This window comes from Flavobacterium frigidarium DSM 17623 (assembly GCF_000425505.1).
Lineage (GTDB): Bacteria > Bacteroidota > Bacteroidia > Flavobacteriales > Flavobacteriaceae > Flavobacterium > Flavobacterium frigidarium.
This window is the reverse complement of sequence record NZ_KE384393.1, coordinates 107,458-126,912: the sequence shown is the minus strand read 5'-3', so window position 1 is coordinate 126,912 and position 19,455 is coordinate 107,458. Positions and strand designations below refer to the sequence as shown.

General features: G+C 33.4%; 13 protein-coding genes. 9 read left to right on the top strand and 4 right to left on the bottom strand.

All coding sequences use genetic code 11. The features are described 5' to 3' along the window. Positions 1-188 precede the first annotated feature (188 nt). Positions 189-2,348 (bottom strand): TonB-dependent receptor, encoded by a 2,160-nt coding sequence (locus H603_RS0114995; RefSeq protein WP_026709383.1) that lies wholly within the window; start codon positions 2,346-2,348, stop codon positions 189-191. Positions 2,349-2,616: 268 nt separating this feature from the next. Here H603_RS0114995 and H603_RS0114990 point away from each other — a divergent pair, with 268 nt between their 5' ends. From H603_RS0114990 to H603_RS0114960, 7 genes are all read left to right on the top strand, one after another. Then, a complete protein-coding gene (locus tag H603_RS0114990) occupies positions 2,617-3,177 on the top strand; it encodes a sugar O-acetyltransferase (RefSeq protein ID WP_026709382.1) in 561 nt (186 codons plus the stop codon). 1 nt (position 3,178) lies between these two features. Continuing rightward, positions 3,179-3,568 (top strand): SMU1112c/YaeR family gloxylase I-like metalloprotein, encoded by a 390-nt coding sequence (gene gloA2, locus H603_RS0114985; protein ID WP_026709381.1) that lies wholly within the window; start codon positions 3,179-3,181, stop codon positions 3,566-3,568. A 142-nt stretch (positions 3,569-3,710) separates the two neighbouring features. Beyond that, entirely contained in the window at positions 3,711-4,991 is a 1,281-nt protein-coding gene (locus H603_RS0114980; RefSeq protein WP_051219356.1) for a chloride channel protein, read from the top strand. Positions 4,992-4,996: 5 nt separating this feature from the next. Beyond that, entirely contained in the window at positions 4,997-5,596 is a 600-nt protein-coding gene (locus tag H603_RS0114975; RefSeq protein WP_026709379.1) for an HPP family protein, read from the top strand. Between the two features lie 206 nt (positions 5,597-5,802). Continuing rightward, a complete protein-coding gene (locus tag H603_RS0114970) occupies positions 5,803-6,342 on the top strand; it encodes an IS1096 element passenger TnpR family protein (RefSeq protein ID WP_026709378.1) in 540 nt (179 codons plus the stop codon). A gap of 475 nt (positions 6,343-6,817) precedes the next feature. Continuing rightward, complete coding sequence (locus H603_RS0114965) at positions 6,818-7,876, top strand: nucleoid-associated protein (RefSeq protein WP_026709377.1); 1,059 nt, start codon at positions 6,818-6,820, stop codon at positions 7,874-7,876. Positions 7,877-8,018: 142 nt separating this feature from the next. After that, the gene (locus H603_RS0114960) at positions 8,019-10,382 is read left to right on the top strand and encodes a GAF domain-containing protein (protein WP_026709376.1); all 2,364 of its coding nucleotides are present in this window, start codon (positions 8,019-8,021) and stop codon (positions 10,380-10,382) included. Positions 10,383-10,391: 9 nt separating this feature from the next. Here the strand turns inward: H603_RS0114960 and H603_RS0114955 are convergent, their stop codons facing one another. After that, complete coding sequence (locus H603_RS0114955; RefSeq protein ID WP_026709375.1) at positions 10,392-11,591, bottom strand: Pycsar system effector family protein; 1,200 nt, start codon at positions 11,589-11,591, stop codon at positions 10,392-10,394. 25 nt (positions 11,592-11,616) lie between these two features. Here H603_RS0114955 and H603_RS0114950 point away from each other — a divergent pair, with 25 nt between their 5' ends. Then, a complete protein-coding gene (locus tag H603_RS0114950; RefSeq protein ID WP_026709374.1) occupies positions 11,617-15,348 on the top strand; it encodes a metallophosphoesterase in 3,732 nt (1,243 codons plus the stop codon). Here H603_RS0114950 and H603_RS0114945 read toward each other — a convergent pair. Together H603_RS0114945 and H603_RS0114940 are read right to left on the bottom strand one after the other, a co-directional pair. Further along, the gene (locus tag H603_RS0114945) at positions 15,331-16,215 is read right to left on the bottom strand and encodes an SdiA-regulated domain-containing protein (RefSeq protein WP_026709373.1); all 885 of its coding nucleotides are present in this window, start codon (positions 16,213-16,215) and stop codon (positions 15,331-15,333) included. The two genes, H603_RS0114950 and H603_RS0114945, sit on opposite strands and share 18 nt — an antisense overlap. A 32-nt stretch (positions 16,216-16,247) precedes the next feature. Then, on the bottom strand, positions 16,248-17,312 hold the full coding sequence (locus tag H603_RS0114940; protein ID WP_026709372.1) for a hypothetical protein: 1,065 nt from the start codon (positions 17,310-17,312) through the stop codon (positions 16,248-16,250). A 297-nt stretch (positions 17,313-17,609) separates the two neighbouring features. Between H603_RS0114940 and H603_RS17190 the strand changes: the two genes are divergently transcribed. Then, positions 17,610-19,436, top strand: coding sequence for a PAS domain-containing sensor histidine kinase (locus H603_RS17190; protein ID WP_051219354.1), 1,827 nt, complete (start codon positions 17,610-17,612; stop codon positions 19,434-19,436). Positions 19,437-19,455: the final 19 nt, after the last annotated feature.

The following is a 19,455-nucleotide window of genomic DNA, read 5'->3' as shown; positions in this document are numbered from 1 at the left end:
TGGGGATGAGTTGTTGTTTTTTAAGTCGCTGAGTATCTAAGTAAATAAGTTGCTAAGATTTGTTTTGTATTACGATTAAGAAACAATCTATTATTCACGTATTTTCACTTATTAAAACTTTAAACTTTTTAAAAATTTAAAACTTCATAAGTCTAAATCTTTGAGAACTTGAAACTTTGAAACGGCTTCTAAAGATTCTTCAAATTATTTTCTTTCTTATTTTGACTGATCGTCCAAAAGAAGCCTACGAAGAAGAATCGATCGGCTGTGGGTGTAATTGTACGTCGGTTGTACACACTCGATGCATTGGGACTGTTCGCATACTCGTAACCAAATACGTTTTGAGTGCCTAAAACATTCGAAACAGAGAAATACAAGATCTTTTGTTGGCTAATTAAATACGCCCAATTAAAACTTAAGTTGTTGTACGCTTTGGTTTTTCCGTTCATGAATTGGGTTTCGTTTGGATTGTTGTAAGGACGGCCCGAAGCGAAGGAATTTGTAAAACCAACTTGCGAACGCCAATCTGTAATGAAATATTTAGTTACCAATGATACAGTATGATCGGCTACAAAATTGGGCGTCACTGCTCTTGGGAAATTTTTATAATCTCTTTTGGTGTCGATGTATGAATACGAAATCCAATATTCTAAATTCTTCACTAGTTTACCATCTCTCCAAAAAACATCTATCCCTTTGGCGAAAGCCGAACCATTATTATTAAAAACCGAATTATAAGCGATGGCTTGTGTGTCGTATTTTACTAGATTATTGTAATTTTTATAGTAGGCTTCAGCTCTAAAAGTTTGGCTTTCTTTGGCATATTGAAAGTTCAAAATGTAGTGTGTAGCTTTTTCACTTTCAAATTGATGGTATTTTGAATATTTAATATAATCAACAGAAGGACTTTGTGTAAAATCGCCGTAGGCTAGTGAAAACTGACTGTTTTTTGCCACTTTGTATGCAAATGATATTCTTGGCGAAATAGCAGTTTCTTGCAATAAACTGTTATTTGACGCACGAAGACCAATTTTACCGGCCCATTTATTCGAAAACAAAATATCAGCTTCTGTGAAAGCGGCAGCAATATTTGAGTGGTAACCATTTGCCTTTGTAGACCCTGTACTTGGATTGAAACTTTCATCAAATTGTGTCACAAAATAATCGGTACCAAAAGAGAGTTTGAAGTAATTAGAAAACTTTTTGTTTAATTTAAATTTAAAATGTGCCGCATTCTCGTCATTAGCTACTTGGTCTAGATTCAATCCAATTTTGTTTTTGCTATACCCATAACTCATGCCCGTTGTAATTTGCCAGTTAGCTCCAAAAAATCCTTTGTAGGAGCTATTGAAGTACAAATTATCATTGTTTAAATTCACTCTTATTTTGTCAACCGCATTTATATTTTCCTGATTGATATCAAACTTTGAAGCGTCAAAAGCGGTATATAACTTTAAGGTTCCGTTATTGAAATGGTAGCGGTAAACCATTTCTCCCGACAATGATTGATATGGACTGTTCCAATCAATATTTTGTGGTATTGCTGCTTGATAAGGCGCCAAATTAGTATACGAACTGTTTAAACTAAACGAGCTTTTTGTCCACTTTTGGGTATGCGCTACTCCTAATCCTACCGTCATTAAAGAGATTTCGGTTTTATTATGATCAGGTTCATTTTCAGTGTTAAATAATAAAATACTAGACAAGGCTTCGCCATATTCGGCAGAAAAGCCTCCGGTGGATAACGCAATTCCGTTAAACAAAAAGGGAGAAAATCGTCCGCGAGTAGGCACATTACCTATGGTTGCATTGTAAGGCTGTGCCACACGCAAGCCATCTACAAACGTTTGAGTTTCATTGGCCTCGCCACCGCGAACAAACAAACGACCGTCTTCGCCTACACTTTGTGTCCCCGGTAAAGTTTGCAAAGCTGCAATAATATTTCCGGCTGAACCTGCTGTGGTTACAATATCCAGCGGTTTCAATACAGAAACTTTAGCTTTGTCGCCCGCTTCCATAGTTCCCGCCGAGATAACTACGGCATCTAGCGCATTATAACTTTCTTTTAATGTGATGGTTTTACCTTTACAATTGGCAACGTCTATTGTTGTTTTTGATGTTTCGTAAATCAAAAAACTTACTACAAGCGTTTGTGTTCCTTTGGCATCTGTGCTAAAAGTAAAAAGTCCTGATTGATCGCTTGTTGCGCCGTCATAGGTCCCTTCAATAAATATGTTGGCTCCTGCGATGGGATTTCCTTTATTGTCGACCACATTACCTGAGAGGGTCGCTTGCGCAAAAAGAAAATTGCTAAATAATAAAATGATCGTAGTTGCTAATGATTTCATTTGGTTTGATTTTGATACTCCAAAAGTATAGTGACTCGCCAAGTTTAAAAAAAGAAAGAAACTGAACTGTCAAAATAAGAGGATGAATCGTAGCAGCTGTAATTTTGGTTTATATTTACACTCCTAATCTCCTAGTTTACGGAGACGTTTTGCATGAGGGATAGAAGCGGCATCCTTTTTTGTGGCTTTTTCTGCCCCAAAAAAGATATAGTATCCCGATAGTTATAGGGAGCCCGGCCGCAGGACATGCCCAAAATAAAAATACGAGATGAAAACAGAAAAAGAAAAAATGATTGCGGGTGAACACTACAATGCGGGCGATGCAACTTTAGTAAAAGATCGCCGACGTGCCAAAAACTTACTGCATCGCTTGAATGTGATTGAGTACCGCATTACCAAAAAAGCGCGCGAGATTATACAAGAATTGATTCCGAATACAGGGGCTAACTTGTATATTGAGCCACCGTTTCATTGTGATTATGGCTATAACATACATTGTGGCGATAACGTGTACTTTAATGTCAATTGTGTGGTACTAGATTGTGCGCCTGTTACGATAGGTTCGAATGTTTTTTTTGCACCCAATGTGCATTTGTACACGGCGACGCATCCTCTAGAAGCCGAACTTAGGAAAACGCTCGAAAGTGCTTTGCCGATAACCATAGGCGATGATTGCTGGATTGGTGGCAATACTGTGATTTGCCCCGGAATAACTATTGGAAATGGGTGTGTAATTGGCGCTGGATCTGTGGTGACAAAGGACATTCCAGAAAATTCATTGGCAGTAGGAAATCCTGCAAAAGTGATTCGGAAATTAAATAAAGAGTAGTATGTTAGCGTTAAATAAAGTACATCACATTGCAATCATTTGTTCGGATTACGAAAAATCTAAACATTTTTACACTCGAATTCTAGGACTGATAATTATACAAGAAATCTACCGTAAGGAGCGAGATTCTTACAAATTAGATTTGGCTTTAAATGGCGAGTACGCTATCGAATTATTCTCATTTCCCTCTCCTCCACAACGTCCTTCTCAACCTGAAAGTTGCGGTTTACGACATTTGGCATTTGAAGTAGATGATATCGAAAAAACAAGCAGGTTTCTATTCGAAAAGAACGTTCCTGCAGAAGCCATTCGAGTAGATGAATATACTAAGAAGCGATTCTTCTTTATTGCTGACCCTGATGAACTGCCAATCGAGTTTTATGAGCGATAACGTTTTCTAAAAGTAGTGCAATCATAAAGCTTTCTTAAAAAAGGGAATTAGATTTTAGTATCCGAAGCTCTCTTATTTTTAATCGTTAATTTTGCACTCCTTTTTAAATCTAATACACATTAGGTTTGCAATACAAACACAAATGAAAACTACTCGTTTTATAAAAAATAATATCAAATTAATTAAAATTCAAAAATTAATTATCGTTTCTCTTCTTATTGGTTTTCTAGCGGCATTTTTAGGAATCGCCTTGAAAAAACTTACCGAGCATTACGAACAAATATTCTTCACTCAAGCAAGTTTAAATCCCATTTTTATTTTCATATTTCCAGTTTTTGGGTTGACTGTTATTTATTTTATCAGGCAATATGTCTTTAATAAAAAAGTAAATAAGGGAATCAACGAAGTATTTCAAAGTACGGGTTCGCGAACAAAGAACTTACCAAAATCAAAGATTGCTTCTCACTTTATCAATGGCTTATTAACTGTCATTTTTGGTGGATCAACAGGAATAGAAGTTTCTACGGTTGTAGCAACAGCAACCATTGGTTCAGTAGCACAACAAAAGCACAACTTTTTTAGAGACCATAAAACCGAATTAATTTCAGCGGGAGTTGCTGCGGGAATTACAGCATTATTTAGTAGCCCATTTGCAGGGTTGTTCTTTGTGTACGAAGTTATTTCGAGAAAAGTTTCACGAACTTTTTTACTTACAAATGGAATTTCTGTAGCCATTGCCTACGGGTTGGTTTGTCTAGTAGATGAAAAACCAACATTTTCTGTGGGGATTACCAACTGGCATTACTATGCTATTCCTTACTTTATTTTGCTGGGCATAATCTCTGGTGTAAACGCGGTTTATTTAACGAAGTGTGTTTTATTTTTCAAAAATAACTTAACACAAATTAAAAGTCATTATTATAGAATAATTATTGGTTCGGTTATTTTAAGTTGTTCTTTATTTTTCTTCCCACAATTATATGGAGAAGGATACCACGCTATTAAAGAAATCTTCACTAATCCCAATCAAATGCAATTGACAGCAGGACTTGTTGTTTCGCTGATTGGTATAATTGTATTAAAACCTATTGTGACATCAGCAACTTTATTTTCTGGTGGAGATGGAGGTGTATTTGCGCCAAGTTTGTTCATAGGAGCATTTTTAGGACTTTTTATAGCTTTACTACTTAATGTTTATTTTCATGCTAATATCATTCCGTTAAATTTTATGGTTTTAGGAATGGCAGCTTCTTTGAGTGCAAGTATACACGCCCCTTTGACAGCTATTTTCCTGGTTTGTGGTTTGACAAATGATTACACATTATTTTTTCCAATTGCTATTGTTAGTTTCGTTGCCAAGTTTACCGCTGAACGTATTTATCCTTATTCTGTTTATTCATACGCTGCAAGTTTATCAAAATAAAAATTATGCCGATACAAAAAATTAAAAGGAGCTATCGCAAAACAAAATACATCCTTTATAAAGAAACCCTAGTTGATATTAAAGAACACCTTTGGTCTTTTGTAGGTTCGTTCTTAGGAATCGGAATTCTAGCTTACTTACAATCTAGAACCTTAGCAGATTCAGATGTTTTATTTTTAATTGGTTCGTTTGGAGCCTCTAGTGTATTAATTTATGGAGTGATCCAGAGTCCACTTTCACAGCCTCGAAATTTGGTTGGAGGACATATTATTTCTGCTATAGTTGGAGTTACAATTGCCAAACTAGTTCCTGATGTGATCTGGTTAGCATCAGCACTAGCAGTTTCCATTTCGATTATATTAATGCAAATAACAAAAACATTACATCCACCTGGAGGGGCAACTGCTTTGATAGCTGTAACTGGGTCTGCTCATATTAAAGCTTTAGGCTACTGGTATGTTATTTCGCCTGTACTTATTGGAGTTTTGATTTTGCTTGTTATTGCATTGGTAGTAAATAACATGACTCCCAATCGATACTACCCCAATCATAAGAGGTATCGAAAATTTCGAAAATTAATACATAAAAACGATATCGCTAATTGACGTTTAGAAATCTTTAAATTCAAATCTAATGCTATAAAAGCGCTTCTCATGAGGCGCTTTATTTTTTAGACTGAACAGCAGTCAATTATCCTTTTTAAAAATGAGGCGCTAAAAATCTTATTAACAAAAGAGGAATCTGTAGTCCAACTTCGAGACTATATTTAAAATTAAATTTTACCTTTGACCTTTCAATTAAAACAAAGATTATGGTTTACAAATTCAGAGTAATTTTAGATGCAGAAGAAGATATTTTTAGAGATATTGCAATACTTGATGATGATACTTTAGAGGATTTACACAATGCTATCTTCAATTCTTTTGGTTTTGATGGTATGGAAGTGGCTTCTTTCTACACTTGTGACGAAACATGGAATCAAGAAGACGAGATTTCAATGTTTGATACCGGTGATGTTCTAGGTGAGCAAAAAATCATGAGTGACTATAAATTGTCGGACCTATTAGATGACGAAAACACTAAAATCATATACGTTTATGACTTCATAAATATGTGGACATTCTTAGTTGAACTAGCGGCTATTGAAGAACAAGAAGCAGGGAACTTATATCCTGAAACTTTGTTCTCTCACGGTGAAATGCCAGATGAGGCTATGGAAAAAAACTTTGAAGCAGACAACGCTGATGATTATGCAAATGATTACGAAGACGGTCTAGACGAAGACGATCTAGATATGTTTGAAGGTGATGATAGCTTTGAAGATTATGGATCTGAAGATCAGTGGAATTAGGAAAGTTTGAAGTTAAATTGTTTGAAATTGTTTTGAAATAACTGCAGTCACTAAATTTGAAGATTTTTAAATTTGGCATGACTCTAAAAAATTATCAAAAGAAATTATTTTTATAACAAAAATCAAATTAAATCGAGACTATAAACTAAAAGAATAAATCAAACACTCTTTTGGTTGTGCGATCTATGATATTGAAGAAAAATTTGAACGAAATACCAATCTAGAATTTCGACAATTTTAATGAATTACAAAAAATTCGATTGGAGAAACTTGATCACATATTTATCCCTTATCGGACAATGAATTATCGTCCCAAAGAAAACTCAAAAACACTAATCTATCAATATGAAAGGTTTAGTGTGAATGCCCACAATTTTATTACCTATTTAAACAAAAAAGACTTTAAAAGGATAAAGTTTATCGACTCCTAAACTTTAAACAACTTTTAAACCTTAAACAATATTAAACATTTTACATGATCAACTTATTCAACACCCACATCGAGACGCTTTCTATTCATAGAGTAGGGAATAAAAGTCGCAACGAGGCTATTTTTTTATCAGAACAGCCGTTTAGTCTTAATGATGAGATTGTGCCTCTTATGAAAGAATTTTTCTTAAAACCATTTAGAGAAAAAGAGGAAAACTATTATCAGTTTGCTCATGAAGTAGATTTAGATTACAATGACATGTTCAAGTACGCGACTGCCATTTTCGAAAAACCAGAAACGCTACACGAAACTTCAAAAAAAATCACACAACACTTATTTGAGCAGTCAAACCATCCACACATTAAAAACGGTGAAGTGTATGTTACCTACTTAACTAATGTTAATATTGACAACACGCCTGTTGATGCAATTGGGATTTTTAAAAGTGAATTGCAGGCTGACTTTTTACAATTTGAAGAAAAAGGAACACACCTAGAAATGATTTTGCAACAAGGTGTAAACCTTAGTAAATTAGACAAAGGATGTATCATTTTTAATCATAAAAAAGAAGAAGGGTACAAAATTTTGACCGTAGACAGTAACCGTTACGATGCACGTTATTGGTTAGAGCATTTCCTATCTGTAGATGCATTTGAAGATGAAAACTTTATCACTAAAAAATATTTGAAATTCTGTCAAAACTTTGCTAAAGACGTAGTTTTCCCTGCAGAAGACAAAAAGGAAGAAGTGATGTTTATGAACCGTTCAGTGAATTATTTTGCTAAAAACGATCAGTTTGAAGAAACCAATTTCTTAAACGAAGTATTAGACAATCCTGACTTGATTCCAGAATTTAAGAACTACAAAACAGACAAAGGAGAAAAGTATAGCATTGAAGATGTGACTTCATTTCCTATTGCAAATGCAGCTGTTTCTGATGCTCGTAAATCGATAAAAAATGTTATCAACTTAGACACAAACATTCAGATAAAAATGGATTTTATTAATCCAGAAAGCGCTGAGAAATTTGTAGAAAAAGGTTGGGACGAAGAAAAGCAAATGTACTACTACCTTGTTTATTTCAATAAAGAGCAAAAATCGTAAGTAATCCCGTTAGATTACCACTTCATAAGTCCTCAATCGCAAAAGTGATTGGGGACTTTTATTTTATGTGCCAAATTATTCGGTTCGAATGGGCTTCAAGCGATACTAAATTTGTAATTTTGCATACCTTTAAAATACCACGATGAATTATAATCTTTTCTCAGAAAGTCCTTTTAAAACTGAAATTTCTTTTCACAAGTTGATTGAATCTTTGGAAGAAATTGCTGTATCAGATATAGATTACCGTGCTATTTACGCCAAATCATTATTGAAAGAAATAACGCATTTACCTGAATTAAAGTCGGGAATAAATGACTTAACTGTAATTTATGAAAATGAAGGGTTGGTAAAGAACCTTTTATCAGACTTGTTTCCTACTCTCCTTACACATAATGAAATTAAAGCGGTAACCATTCCGTTTCAAAACTTGATGTTCAATTATTCAGAGCGTTTCAAAAAGATACTCAAAAATGCAGGTGGAGCATTTGATATCACCATTCGTGATTTTGATGCAGATCAATATTATATCATGAGCTGTATCTTAATATTGAATTTTCATTATAAACAACAGTTTGATATTACAAAGCCTTTGTTTTACGATATCCCAGACGAGAACGGAATTACTAAACATTATAGAATATTATATAACGCTGATTTTATTGAGATTATTAAGACAGCCAAAGCTCCTGAATTAAGTATCGAAGACATCGAATTGTTGATCGACAACTACGAAGATATTGCGCTATGGAAGGAAAAATTCCCAAATGAGAGTTGGATTTTAAAAGGATTTGGTATCATCACACTTTTTGATGCTACTACTGAAAGTGCTATTTCGAACCTAAAAAGTAACCTACTTTTAAAAGAAGACAAACAGGAAAGAAGCAACCCTAAGTTTGAGAAAATTTTTAGATCTATTTTCAAATTAAATGATATTAGGGTAGGTTTAATTATGTACAATGAAGAAGAAGACAAATTCATTAGACCACCTTATAATAACGATGATGTAATAAGCTTTTTATTAACTGATCATTCCGAAATGAATTGCAGCAGTGCCTTTATGGATTGCACAATAGCTCATGTTGTTGATCAGCAAAAAATGCTTTCAATTTCGAATGTTGCTCACTTTGCACAAACTTCAGGCAATGAAAAACTTGGCGAACATTTATTAAAACAAAATATTAAAAGTTGCATTTTTGCACCTGTGGTCAAGAACGGAAAATTATTAGGAATAATTGAATTGGTTTCTACTAATGTTAGAAGTTTAAACAGCGTCAATGCTACAAATTTAAAGTTAGTTCTCCCGTTTGTTATTGATACAATCGAACGCTATAATGTAGATATCGAGAACCAAATAGAAGCTGTAATTCAACGCGAGTATACTGCGATTCACTCTAGCGTTTACTGGAAATTTAAAAAAGAAGTCGAAAAATATTTAAAGTCGAGTAACAAGAATAAGGATTACATTTTTAAAGAAATAGTATTTAAAGATGTCTATCCTTTATATGGACAAATTGATATTAAAGGGTCCTCTGAACATCGAAATGAGACGGTAAAAGAAGATTTGAAAAATCAGTTGAGTACGTTGTTGACTATTGTCGATAGATTGAATGTAATCAATAATGTACCTCTTTTAGAGCAGCTTAAATTTGAGATGCAAAGTTACTACAATGAACTAAGTTTAGAATTGAAAGCAGATACTGAACAACAAATCCAAGCATACATACAAAAAGAGATTCATCCTATTCTTAGAAATGAGAAGATTGACGAGGACAATAAAGTATTGATTGCAAACTATTTTTCTGAACTAGATTCTAAGACAGCATTATTTTATCATTCGAGAAAAAACTTTGATGATGCCATGTCGATTATTAATAAAAAAATGGCGTCAATTTTAGATCACGAACAAAAAGAGGCGCAACAAATATTTCCTCATTATTTTGAACGTTTTAAGACAGACGGTGTAGAACACAATTTATATATTGGTGCCTCAATTGCACCTACGCAAACTTTTGACACTATGTACTTGAGCAACTTAAGGTTGTGGCAATTACAAACTTTGTGTAAAATGGAATTAGAGCACCATCGCTTAAAATCTATTTTACCATACGAACTTGACGTTACTTCACTTATTTTAGTTTTCAGTTCTCCGATATCCGTTCGTTTTAGAATGGATGAAAAACGTTTTGACGTAGACGGAACCTACAACGCACGTTATGAAGTGGTAAAAAAGCGTATCGACAAAGCTAATATTAAAGGAACGAGAGAACGCATCACGCAAAAAGAAAAGATCACAATTGTTTATTCTAACGATTACGAAGAAAAAGAGTATTTAAAATACATTAAATTTTTACAATTTAAAAAGATACTCGAGCCTACAATTGAGCAATTTGATGTTCAAGAATTGCAAGGTGTCTCTGGATTGAGAGCGTTACGAATTAAAGTTTGCAACACTGATGTTCCAGATGAAGCTTACAGCTATGAAGATTTACTTAACGAAATTAATTAAAGTACTTACTTAAGCGTGAATTGAGTTGAAAGCAATAACAAATGATATTACAGATACGATGATTCCTAGCATGAAAATATTATAGGTAATCCTCAACAAGCTGTATTTTTTCTCTAAAACAAGCCCTAAGAAGTACAAATCTTTAATCATAGAGTTGTACAAGTATTTATCGTCCTTCATCATTTCGTTTACTGCCCACTCATACTCTTCTAACGGCATTTTAAAGAAATTACCAAAGAATAATAAATTCACTTTTTTGTCTTCAATATCTTGCCTCGTAAAAGTACCAGTCGTTACTTTTGGGCGAGTGGATAATATGGCAAAAATGATCGATATTACACTAAACATCAACATGATAAATGTAGGAATGATTAAGTAACTGTTGCTTGGGCTATCTAATTTTGGAATAATAGAAGACAATGCAATAGAAATTATAACAGCATTTACTGATAATAAGATATTGGCTTTGCTATCTGCAATACCACTTAAACGGGTATGATTACTTAAAGTAATTCTAAAAAGTGTGTCTACTCCCCTACTGGTCTTTAACTTTTTTGATTTTTTCTTCTTCTTTTTCTTATCCTCTGTTTCTTTAGTTTCTACTGTTCCTGTAACAACATCGTCGTTAATCTTATTTTGAATCAATTGTATATTTTTTTCTTTAATGGGTTGCCAATTTTCTAGAGCGTATTGGGTGTAATATACATGAAATTGTGAGATGATATGTAGGTTTTCTTTTGCCCATTCTAAATCAGAGTAGAATTTCTGACTAGTTACCTCCCACTCTTTTCTCAGCTTTTCACACAAGGTTAAGTAATCTTCTCTTGCAAAATGCGAGTAATCAGCATCTTTAATGATTTTCTCTAACTGCGTTCGAGGACTGCGATCATAAATGGTAGCTTCAATCACTTTTGCAACAGCGTCAATAAAAACTTGTTCCTTATTATTATCTTTTAAAAACTGAGATACAATAGCAATACTTGACTGCTCATGATTCGTGCAACCCTTGGTATAACCCGTGTCGTGAAACCAAGCTGCTATAAGTAAAACTTCTGTATCTGTTTCATTCAAAACCTCTGATTTTGCTAGTATTGTGGCAGCCTCAACCACGTTTAAAGTGTGATTAAAATTATGATAGGTAAATGATATAGAAAGATTATCTTTGAGTAATTTACCAACAAATTCTTTGGCTTTTTCTAGAAGGGTCATAAACAAATTTTTATACTACTAAATTATGAAATTGTTTCCGGATAACACATTTATAAAAACTAAAATATTCTTATATATTCCAATATCAATCTTGATGTTGCAAGCATGTGCAACGAAGCACGTACAATACGGTAAAAACGTAGAAAATCCAGTTCCTACTAACGAAAAAGATACGGCAAAAATTGCACATCGTTTTTATTTAATTGGTGACGCCGGAAATGCTGATCAAGCAGAACCTAAACAATTTCTTGAACTGTTTCATGAAAAAATTAAAACAGAAGATAAAAATACCACCTTGTTATTTCTAGGAGATAACATTTATCCTAAAGGAATGCCTAACGAAAGTGATAAAAAAAATCACTCAATTGCAGAGAACAAATTACTCTCACAACTAGCACTTACTAAAGATTTTAAAGGGAAGACTATTTTCATACCAGGGAATCATGACTGGTATAGTGGTATTAAAGGTCTTGAAAGAGAAAGTGAATTTATTACCAATCATCTTGAAAATAAAGAAGCTTTTTTACCCAAAAAATCTTGTGCAATTGATGATGTTAAAATAGATAGTTTGGTGACATTAATTACCATTGATAGCCAGTGGTTTTTAGAAGATTGGGATAAGATACCTACGATAAACGACAACTGTGACATTAAAACCCGTGAAGATTTTTTAACCGAATTAGAGAGTCTTTTAAGCAAGAATAAAGACAAGACTGTTGTCCTCGCTTTACATCATCCATTAATCAATAACGGAAGCCACGGTGGACAATTCTCTCTAAAACAACAGATTTTTCCGTTGGAGCAACCTATTCCTCTACCGATTATAGGATCTTTTATGAATTTGTTGCGCAAAACATCTGGTATCAGTCCGCAGGATATCCAAAATAAAAAATACCGTAATTTAAGCGACCGCATTCAAACCTTAGTTAAAGGATTCAACAATGTCATCGTAGTATCTGGACACGATCACAATTTACAGTACATTGACAAAGACAACGTAAAACAAATTATTAGTGGCGCTGGATCTAAAACTCAAGCAGCAAAAGCAGTTTACCCTAATGACTTTTCTTATGGTAAAAATGGATTTGCAACTTTAGACGTATACGACAACGGTAAGGCGACAGTTACCTACACTGGAAAAGAAAATAACGAGTTAAAAGTACTTTTCAAAAAAACTGTTTTATTCCCTGAAGTAAAACTAACATTAGATTACCCTAAAACATTTCCCGCTACTATAGAAACCTCAGTCTATACTGCAGATATGGTCGATAAAAGTAGAGCACATTCTTTCTTTTTTGGAAAACATTATAGAACGTATTACGGACAGTTACTAAATGCCAAGACAATAAGCTTAGATCAACTTTATGGTGGAGTTCATCCTACGATTGCTGGTGGGGGTCATCAATCCCGATCATTGCGTCTTGAGGATAAAAATGGTAAAGAATATGTGATGCGAGCAGTAAAAAAGAGTGTTTCTCGTTTCTTACAAAGTGTCGCGTTTAAAAATCAGTATGTAGAAGAAAGTTTTAAAAATACAACCGCTGAAGATTTTTTATATGATTTCTACACAACAGCACATCCTTATGCTTCTTTAGCAGTAGGAAACTTAGCTGAAAAAATAGGTGTTTCGCATACCAATCCTTTGTTATATTATATTCCCAAGCAAAATCAACTGGGCGAGTATAATGAAAGTTTTGGTGACGAATTGTACCTAGTAGAAGAACGTCCTTCGAAAGAACAAAAAAACCTAGCTATTTTTGGCGAAAAGCCAACCGATATTATAGGCACAAATGAGGTCTTAGAAAATTTACGCAAGGATGAAAAATATGTAATTGATGAAGATGAATACATCAAAGCTCGTTTGTTTGATATGCTTCTAGGTGACTGGGATCGCCATTTTGATCAATGGAGATGGGGAGAATATAAAAAGGGAGATAAAGTAATATACAGACCAATCCCTAGAGATCGTGATCAAGTGTTCCCTAAATATGATGGTGCACTACTTGCTATTTTAATGAATATTCCTGCTGTTCGTCACATGCAAACTTTTAAAAAGGATATTCGCAGTGTGAAGTGGTTGAATAGAGAAGCGTACACATTAGATTTAGCATTTTTAAAAACGGCCACAGAAAAAGACTGGATAAAGCAAGCAAAATTTATTGAAAGAAACTTATCAGATGCAGATATTGAAGGTGCTTTTAATAACTTACCAAAAGAGGTTCAAGACAATACAATTGAAGTGATCAAGGAGAATTTAAAATCACGAAGAGGCAAACTGACTAAATACGCAAGTGAATATTTTGATGTATTACAAAAACGAGTTTTGATTGTAGGAACAAATAAAAAAGACCGTTTTAAGATTGACCGCAGTGACAAAAAGAAGCTAATTGTTACGGTTTCTCGTTTGAAAAAAGACGGTGAAGAATTTCAATATACAAATACCTACACAAGAAAGCAGACAAAAAACATTTGGTTCTACGGATTAGACGATGACGATCAATTTGATGTGAGTGGAAAAGGAAATACAGCAATCAAATTGAGATTAATTGGTGGTCAAAACAATGACATTTACAATGTAGAAAATGGTAAGAAAATTGAAATTGTAGACTTTAAATCTAAGAAAAACACATTGAACGTTGATGCAAAAACTAAGAAGGCATTGACTGATGATTATGAGACGATCTTATATGATTATCGAAAACCAAAATACAATGTGTTTGGTGGGTTGCCTACCATGGGTTTTAATCCTGATGATGGAGTGAAAATAGGGATTATAGCTAATTACACCGTAAATAAATTTAAACTAGATCCTTACACAAGGAAACATACTTTTAAAGCCAATTATTATTTTGCAACGGCAGGATTTGAACTACTTTATAATTTAAGTGTTCCAAAATTGATTAAAGATTTTGACTTTGATTTAGCTACGCAATTGACAAGTCCAAACTTTGCAATGAATTACTTTGGTTATGGAAATAATACTGTTAACAGTGACGAAGAACTAGGTAAAGATTACAACAGAGTAAAAATTAGAATGATAAAAGCGGCACCACAAATCACCCGAGTAGGAAAAAATGGAAGTGTTTTAAATATTAAAGCTGAATTTGAAAATTATGATGTTGAGCGTACAAACGATCGCTTTATAGGAGTTGCAAATGCTGTAAATCCAAGCGTTTTTGACAATCAATTATATGCTGGAGCTAGTGTGAAATACAGTTTTGATAATGCTGATAATGCTGCATTTCCTTTAATTGGGATGGGGTTTTCAATTACAGGTAGCTGGAAAATGAATTTAGAAGATACCAAGAAAAATTTTCCAAGTATCGAATCTAAAATTAACTTCAATCATAAAATTGATGCTAATGGAAAATTAGTGCTTGCTACTTTGTTGAAGGGAAAAGCAATCTTAAATAACAATTTTGAATTTTTCCAAGGTGCCGCTTTAGGAGGTGACTACGACTTAAGAGGCTTTAGAAACGAACGTTTTTTAGGAAACCAGTCTTTCTTTCAAAGTACAGATCTTAGATGGAATATTGGTCAAATAAAACGTAGCGTAATCCCCATGTCATACGGCCTTCTAGGAGGTTTTGATTATGGTCGTGTATGGCGAGATGGAGAAAACTCAAACAAATGGCATCAATCCATTGGTGGCGGACTGTGGTTAAATGGTTTAGATATCATCACAGCCCGTATCGCTTATTTTAAAAGTGCCGATGATCAAGGACGTTTCACATTCGGTTTAGGGTTGGGCTTCTAATTTGGCTTCCCTAAGGTCTACACTATACAGGTAGCCACCGGTATTTTTATCTTTTTCATCTGCGATAAGCAAGCTGTTATCGTCTTTAAAAATAATGCTTTCCTTTTGAGAATTGTGTCCTAAAGCGACTGACTTTACTTTTCCTGATAAAAAATTATCAGTTTTAAATTCTTCAAAAACAAAAATCCTAGTATGACTCAAAAGTGCCACTTTTGAGTCATTCGGGCTTATATCAGCACTAGTAATCGCAGCAGTATCAAATGTACTTCCAGCCTTAAAACTACCTAATAGTTGTGCTTTATATGTTCCCACCCTATTAGGCACTTTGTATAAATAAGTAGTTCCATCAAAATGTTTGCTTCTGTTCTTGGTGAACAGATAAAAATTATTATTATGCTCAAAAAAACTTTCTACATCATAGATCAAATCATTTTTCTTAGGTGGGAAATCTTTTTGCTCTGGATATGAAAACTTCACTGCATATTCTGGTTTAGCACTTTTTTGAGTTAACTTGTCCTTACTTATTTTATAGATGCACAAGTCTTTTCGTTCATTATCATTGTTTCCAAAATCACCAATATATAGATTTCCGGAGCTGTCCTTAGTTAAATCTTCCCAGTCAATATTTTTAGTATTAGATACCGTGATTTCTTTTAGAATTTTACCTTTGCTATCCAGACCGTAGATTTTGTTTTTATTCCCGCTATCTTCGAGCATCCACAATATCCCTGCATCACTGCCATAAGTAATTCCAGAAACTTCTTTCAAACTTTTAGGCAGTTTATAAACTGTTTTGATTTGCTTAGTGTCTTGCTGACAAGCTAGTAATAAAATCGAACTAGTGATGATGTAAATATAACTTTTCATAAATTGTATAATGAATATGATGTTACTGAGATTTAAAATCCCGGTTTAAACAAATTTGTATTTTTATAATTTCGCGTAACAAATCTAAAGGCAGCACTAAGCACATTACCCATTTTCTTAGCATTTTTAAAATTTAAATCATTTGTATATTTATATAAATCCATTTTCAACTGAGTGATATGCTCTTCTGGAGCTATATTATCTTGACCTAAAATCTTTAGTATGCGTTTAATTCTAGTCTCTGCAGATAAAATCCTTTTAGCAAGGACTGCTCTTTCTTCGTTTTTATATTGTTCGATCGAGCTTTCTTGCAATTTCTCTTTAACCAAGCGAACCATTGGATAATTCTCCTTGAAAAATTGTGGACGATAGACTTTAAAATTCCCTTCATAACATTGCTGGTCAAAGTCAATAGGTCTAATTTTATAAACCACCTGATCAAAATCATGAATAGGAACAATCACATAATTATAGGCTCTCATATCTCCTAATAAACGAATCATACAGCGCTCATTAAACTTTACAAATTCTTTGGCAATTTGCGCTTTTTCAGTTTCGGTGCAATTTTTCAATAAGGTATCCATGAAAACATCACCTGGAATTCCGATGATATGTTCTTCGATTAAAGTGTCTTCATAAACCAAGAAATTAATTTTATCTGGAGATAATATATGCTCTAATTCTAGACCATATATTCTAGAAGCATCGGCTTTTTTAATATAAAAATGAACATAATTATCATTCAAGATATTCCTAACTTTTATTCTAAAGGGCTTTGAATTTCCAAAAGTGCAATAATCAATGGCATCCACATTTAAAAATTTTAAAATATCAGAATTACCATCTGAATGCAGTAATGAATAGATTTTTTTGAGGTTTAAATCAATCTCATTGCGTTCAAATTCATTGTAAAAAACACGAGCCCATAAGGTATCATTATCCTCCTTATCATATACATTTATTGCTCCAGAAAAACGCAACAAATCATCATAACATATTGAAACCTTAGAGATTCGGTCGAACCGCTCTAAATATTCAAATAGAGCTTTATTAATAGGATATGATGGTTTTTTAAACTGAATAAAAGTATCTTCCATGGAGGTATTGTTTTTACAAATTTACATTAAATAATCATGAGCAGAAATGAAAAAAAATACTATCATTGTGTAACAAATAATGACTTTGACTAACTAATAGCTATTAGTATTTTAGTTAGTACTTATTTCATTCTTACTTAAGATATGATTTTAATGGCAAAGTAAAAAATTTGCAGCTAAATTTAAGAACATATTAATAGAAATAAACCACACAGAGCCTCTTAATCACCTACGATGTACAGAGCTAGCAGCATGTGAAGTTTATATTATTTTAAAAGACCCCAATACTACCAATCTATGAATAAAGAACACGAAATTTATATTAAAGCAGCAAAATCTGCTAAGATTGGAATATGGCAAGTAGATCTAGCTGATAATACAATTTATTGGGATGTTGTAGTAAGACAAATACTAGAAGTGGCAGATGATTACATTCCTGTTTTTGGTGATGGACTACGCTTTTATAGCGAAGGAAAAAGTAGAGATAGTATCCAAAAATACCTAGATTGTGCTCTAAATCAAGGCATTTCATTTAACGATAAATTCGAAATACAAACTGAAAAAAATAATATAAAGCACGTTGAATGTGTTTGCGAAATCGAATTTGTAAATGGACTCGCTAGCAGACTGTTGGGGACTTTTCAAGATATTACTAATGAGCAAAACTTAATAAAAGAACTCGAAAATAGCGTTGAGAAATTTTCATCTGTGTTTTCAAGCGCGAATGATGCTATCGTAATTATTGATTCAGAGACGGGTTTTATTGGAGATTGCAACAATCGTTTTCACGAACTTACACGCTTTGATAAAGCCGAACTACTTGAAATGCATTACGCTGACCTCTTCCCTTTCGATAAAAAAAAGGAAGTGCGCGTATTCTATAAAAATCAATTGCGTAAAGATGAATATTCAATAACCGAAACTTGCATAATTGATAAACAAAACCAACGAATTCCGATAGAGATAGCTTCTGGAAAAAAATTCAAGGTACTTTCAAAAACATATTTGGTCTGTTTTTTTAGAGATATTAGCGAAAGAAAAAAAGCCAGTGAAAACATTACCATGCTATCTCTTGTCGCAGAAGAAACTACAGATGCGATAGTTATTACTAATCCAAATGGTGAAATATTATGGATCAATAAAGCTTTCTCTAAATTAACGGGCTATTCTTTACTGGAACTGGAAGGTAAAAAACCGGGCCAAATGCTTACAGGCCCAAAGACAAATAGTGAGAAAACAAATCTCATTCGAAATGCGATTAAAAACAGAGAGAATATAAAGGTTAGTTTACTGAATTATAATAAGCAACGTCAAGAATATTGGTTTGAGCTCAACATCACTCCTATTTTTGATAGTTCAGGTGAATGCATGAAATTTGTGGGTGTGGGACGTGATATCACCGAAAGAAAAGAGCGCGAATTAGAAATGAAAAGCCTCTTAGAGTTTACAAATCAGCAAAATAACAAACTATATAATTTCACTCACATCGTTTCGCATAATATTAGATCTCATACTAGTAATCTATCGATGATACTGGATGTAATGGAGCATACTGATGATGTTGCAGAGAAGTTATCCTATACAGATTATTTAAAGGACAGCACGGTAAAACTTACGGAAACAATTGAGTATCTAAATGACATTATTACCATTCAACGCAATGTAAATATTGAGCGTACTGGTATTAATGTTAAAAAAGAGATAGAGAAAATTAAAAAATCACTCAGTCAAACTATACTTGAAAGCGGCATACATATAACAGATGTAATTCCTACTGATTTAGTTATCAATGCAATTCCAGCGTATCTTGATAGCATTTTACTTAACTTAATGACAAATGCTATAAAATACCAATCACCAGATAGACAACCCAAACTCGAAATTGGTTATGAGATACGAGAGACCTATACTATATTGACCTTTACAGACAACGGTTTAGGTATCAACATGGAAAAATATGGCCATAAAATCTTTGGTATGTATAAAACATTTCATGGTAATGACGATGCCAGAGGAATAGGATTGTTTATGTCTAAAAATCAAATCGAAGCCATGAATGGTAAAATTTGTGTCGAAAGTGAAGAAGGTGTAGGATCTACTTTCAAAATCTACTTCACAGAATAAAAAAAATCCGAATTACTCT

What these genes read in the sequence shown, in the direction of transcription:
- H603_RS0114995 (WP_026709383.1), bottom strand. Translation starts at nt 2,348, where the DNA reads ATGAAATCATTAGCAACTACGATCATTTTATTATTTAGCAATTTTCTT.
- H603_RS0114990 (WP_026709382.1), top strand. Translation starts at nt 2,617, where the DNA reads ATGAAAACAGAAAAAGAAAAAATGATTGCGGGTGAACACTACAATGCG.
- gloA2 (WP_026709381.1), top strand. Translation starts at nt 3,179, where the DNA reads ATGTTAGCGTTAAATAAAGTACATCACATTGCAATCATTTGTTCGGAT.
- H603_RS0114980 (WP_051219356.1), top strand. Translation starts at nt 3,711, where the DNA reads ATGAAAACTACTCGTTTTATAAAAAATAATATCAAATTAATTAAAATT.
- H603_RS0114975 (WP_026709379.1), top strand. Translation starts at nt 4,997, where the DNA reads ATGCCGATACAAAAAATTAAAAGGAGCTATCGCAAAACAAAATACATC.
- H603_RS0114970 (WP_026709378.1), top strand. Translation starts at nt 5,803, where the DNA reads ATGGTTTACAAATTCAGAGTAATTTTAGATGCAGAAGAAGATATTTTT.
- H603_RS0114965 (WP_026709377.1), top strand. Translation starts at nt 6,818, where the DNA reads ATGATCAACTTATTCAACACCCACATCGAGACGCTTTCTATTCATAGA.
- H603_RS0114960 (WP_026709376.1), top strand. Translation starts at nt 8,019, where the DNA reads ATGAATTATAATCTTTTCTCAGAAAGTCCTTTTAAAACTGAAATTTCT.
- H603_RS0114955 (WP_026709375.1), bottom strand. Translation starts at nt 11,591, where the DNA reads ATGACCCTTCTAGAAAAAGCCAAAGAATTTGTTGGTAAATTACTCAAA.
- H603_RS0114950 (WP_026709374.1), top strand. Translation starts at nt 11,617, where the DNA reads ATGAAATTGTTTCCGGATAACACATTTATAAAAACTAAAATATTCTTA.
- H603_RS0114945 (WP_026709373.1), bottom strand. Translation starts at nt 16,215, where the DNA reads ATGAAAAGTTATATTTACATCATCACTAGTTCGATTTTATTACTAGCT.
- H603_RS0114940 (WP_026709372.1), bottom strand. Translation starts at nt 17,312, where the DNA reads ATGGAAGATACTTTTATTCAGTTTAAAAAACCATCATATCCTATTAAT.
- H603_RS17190 (WP_051219354.1), top strand. Translation starts at nt 17,610, where the DNA reads ATGAATAAAGAACACGAAATTTATATTAAAGCAGCAAAATCTGCTAAG.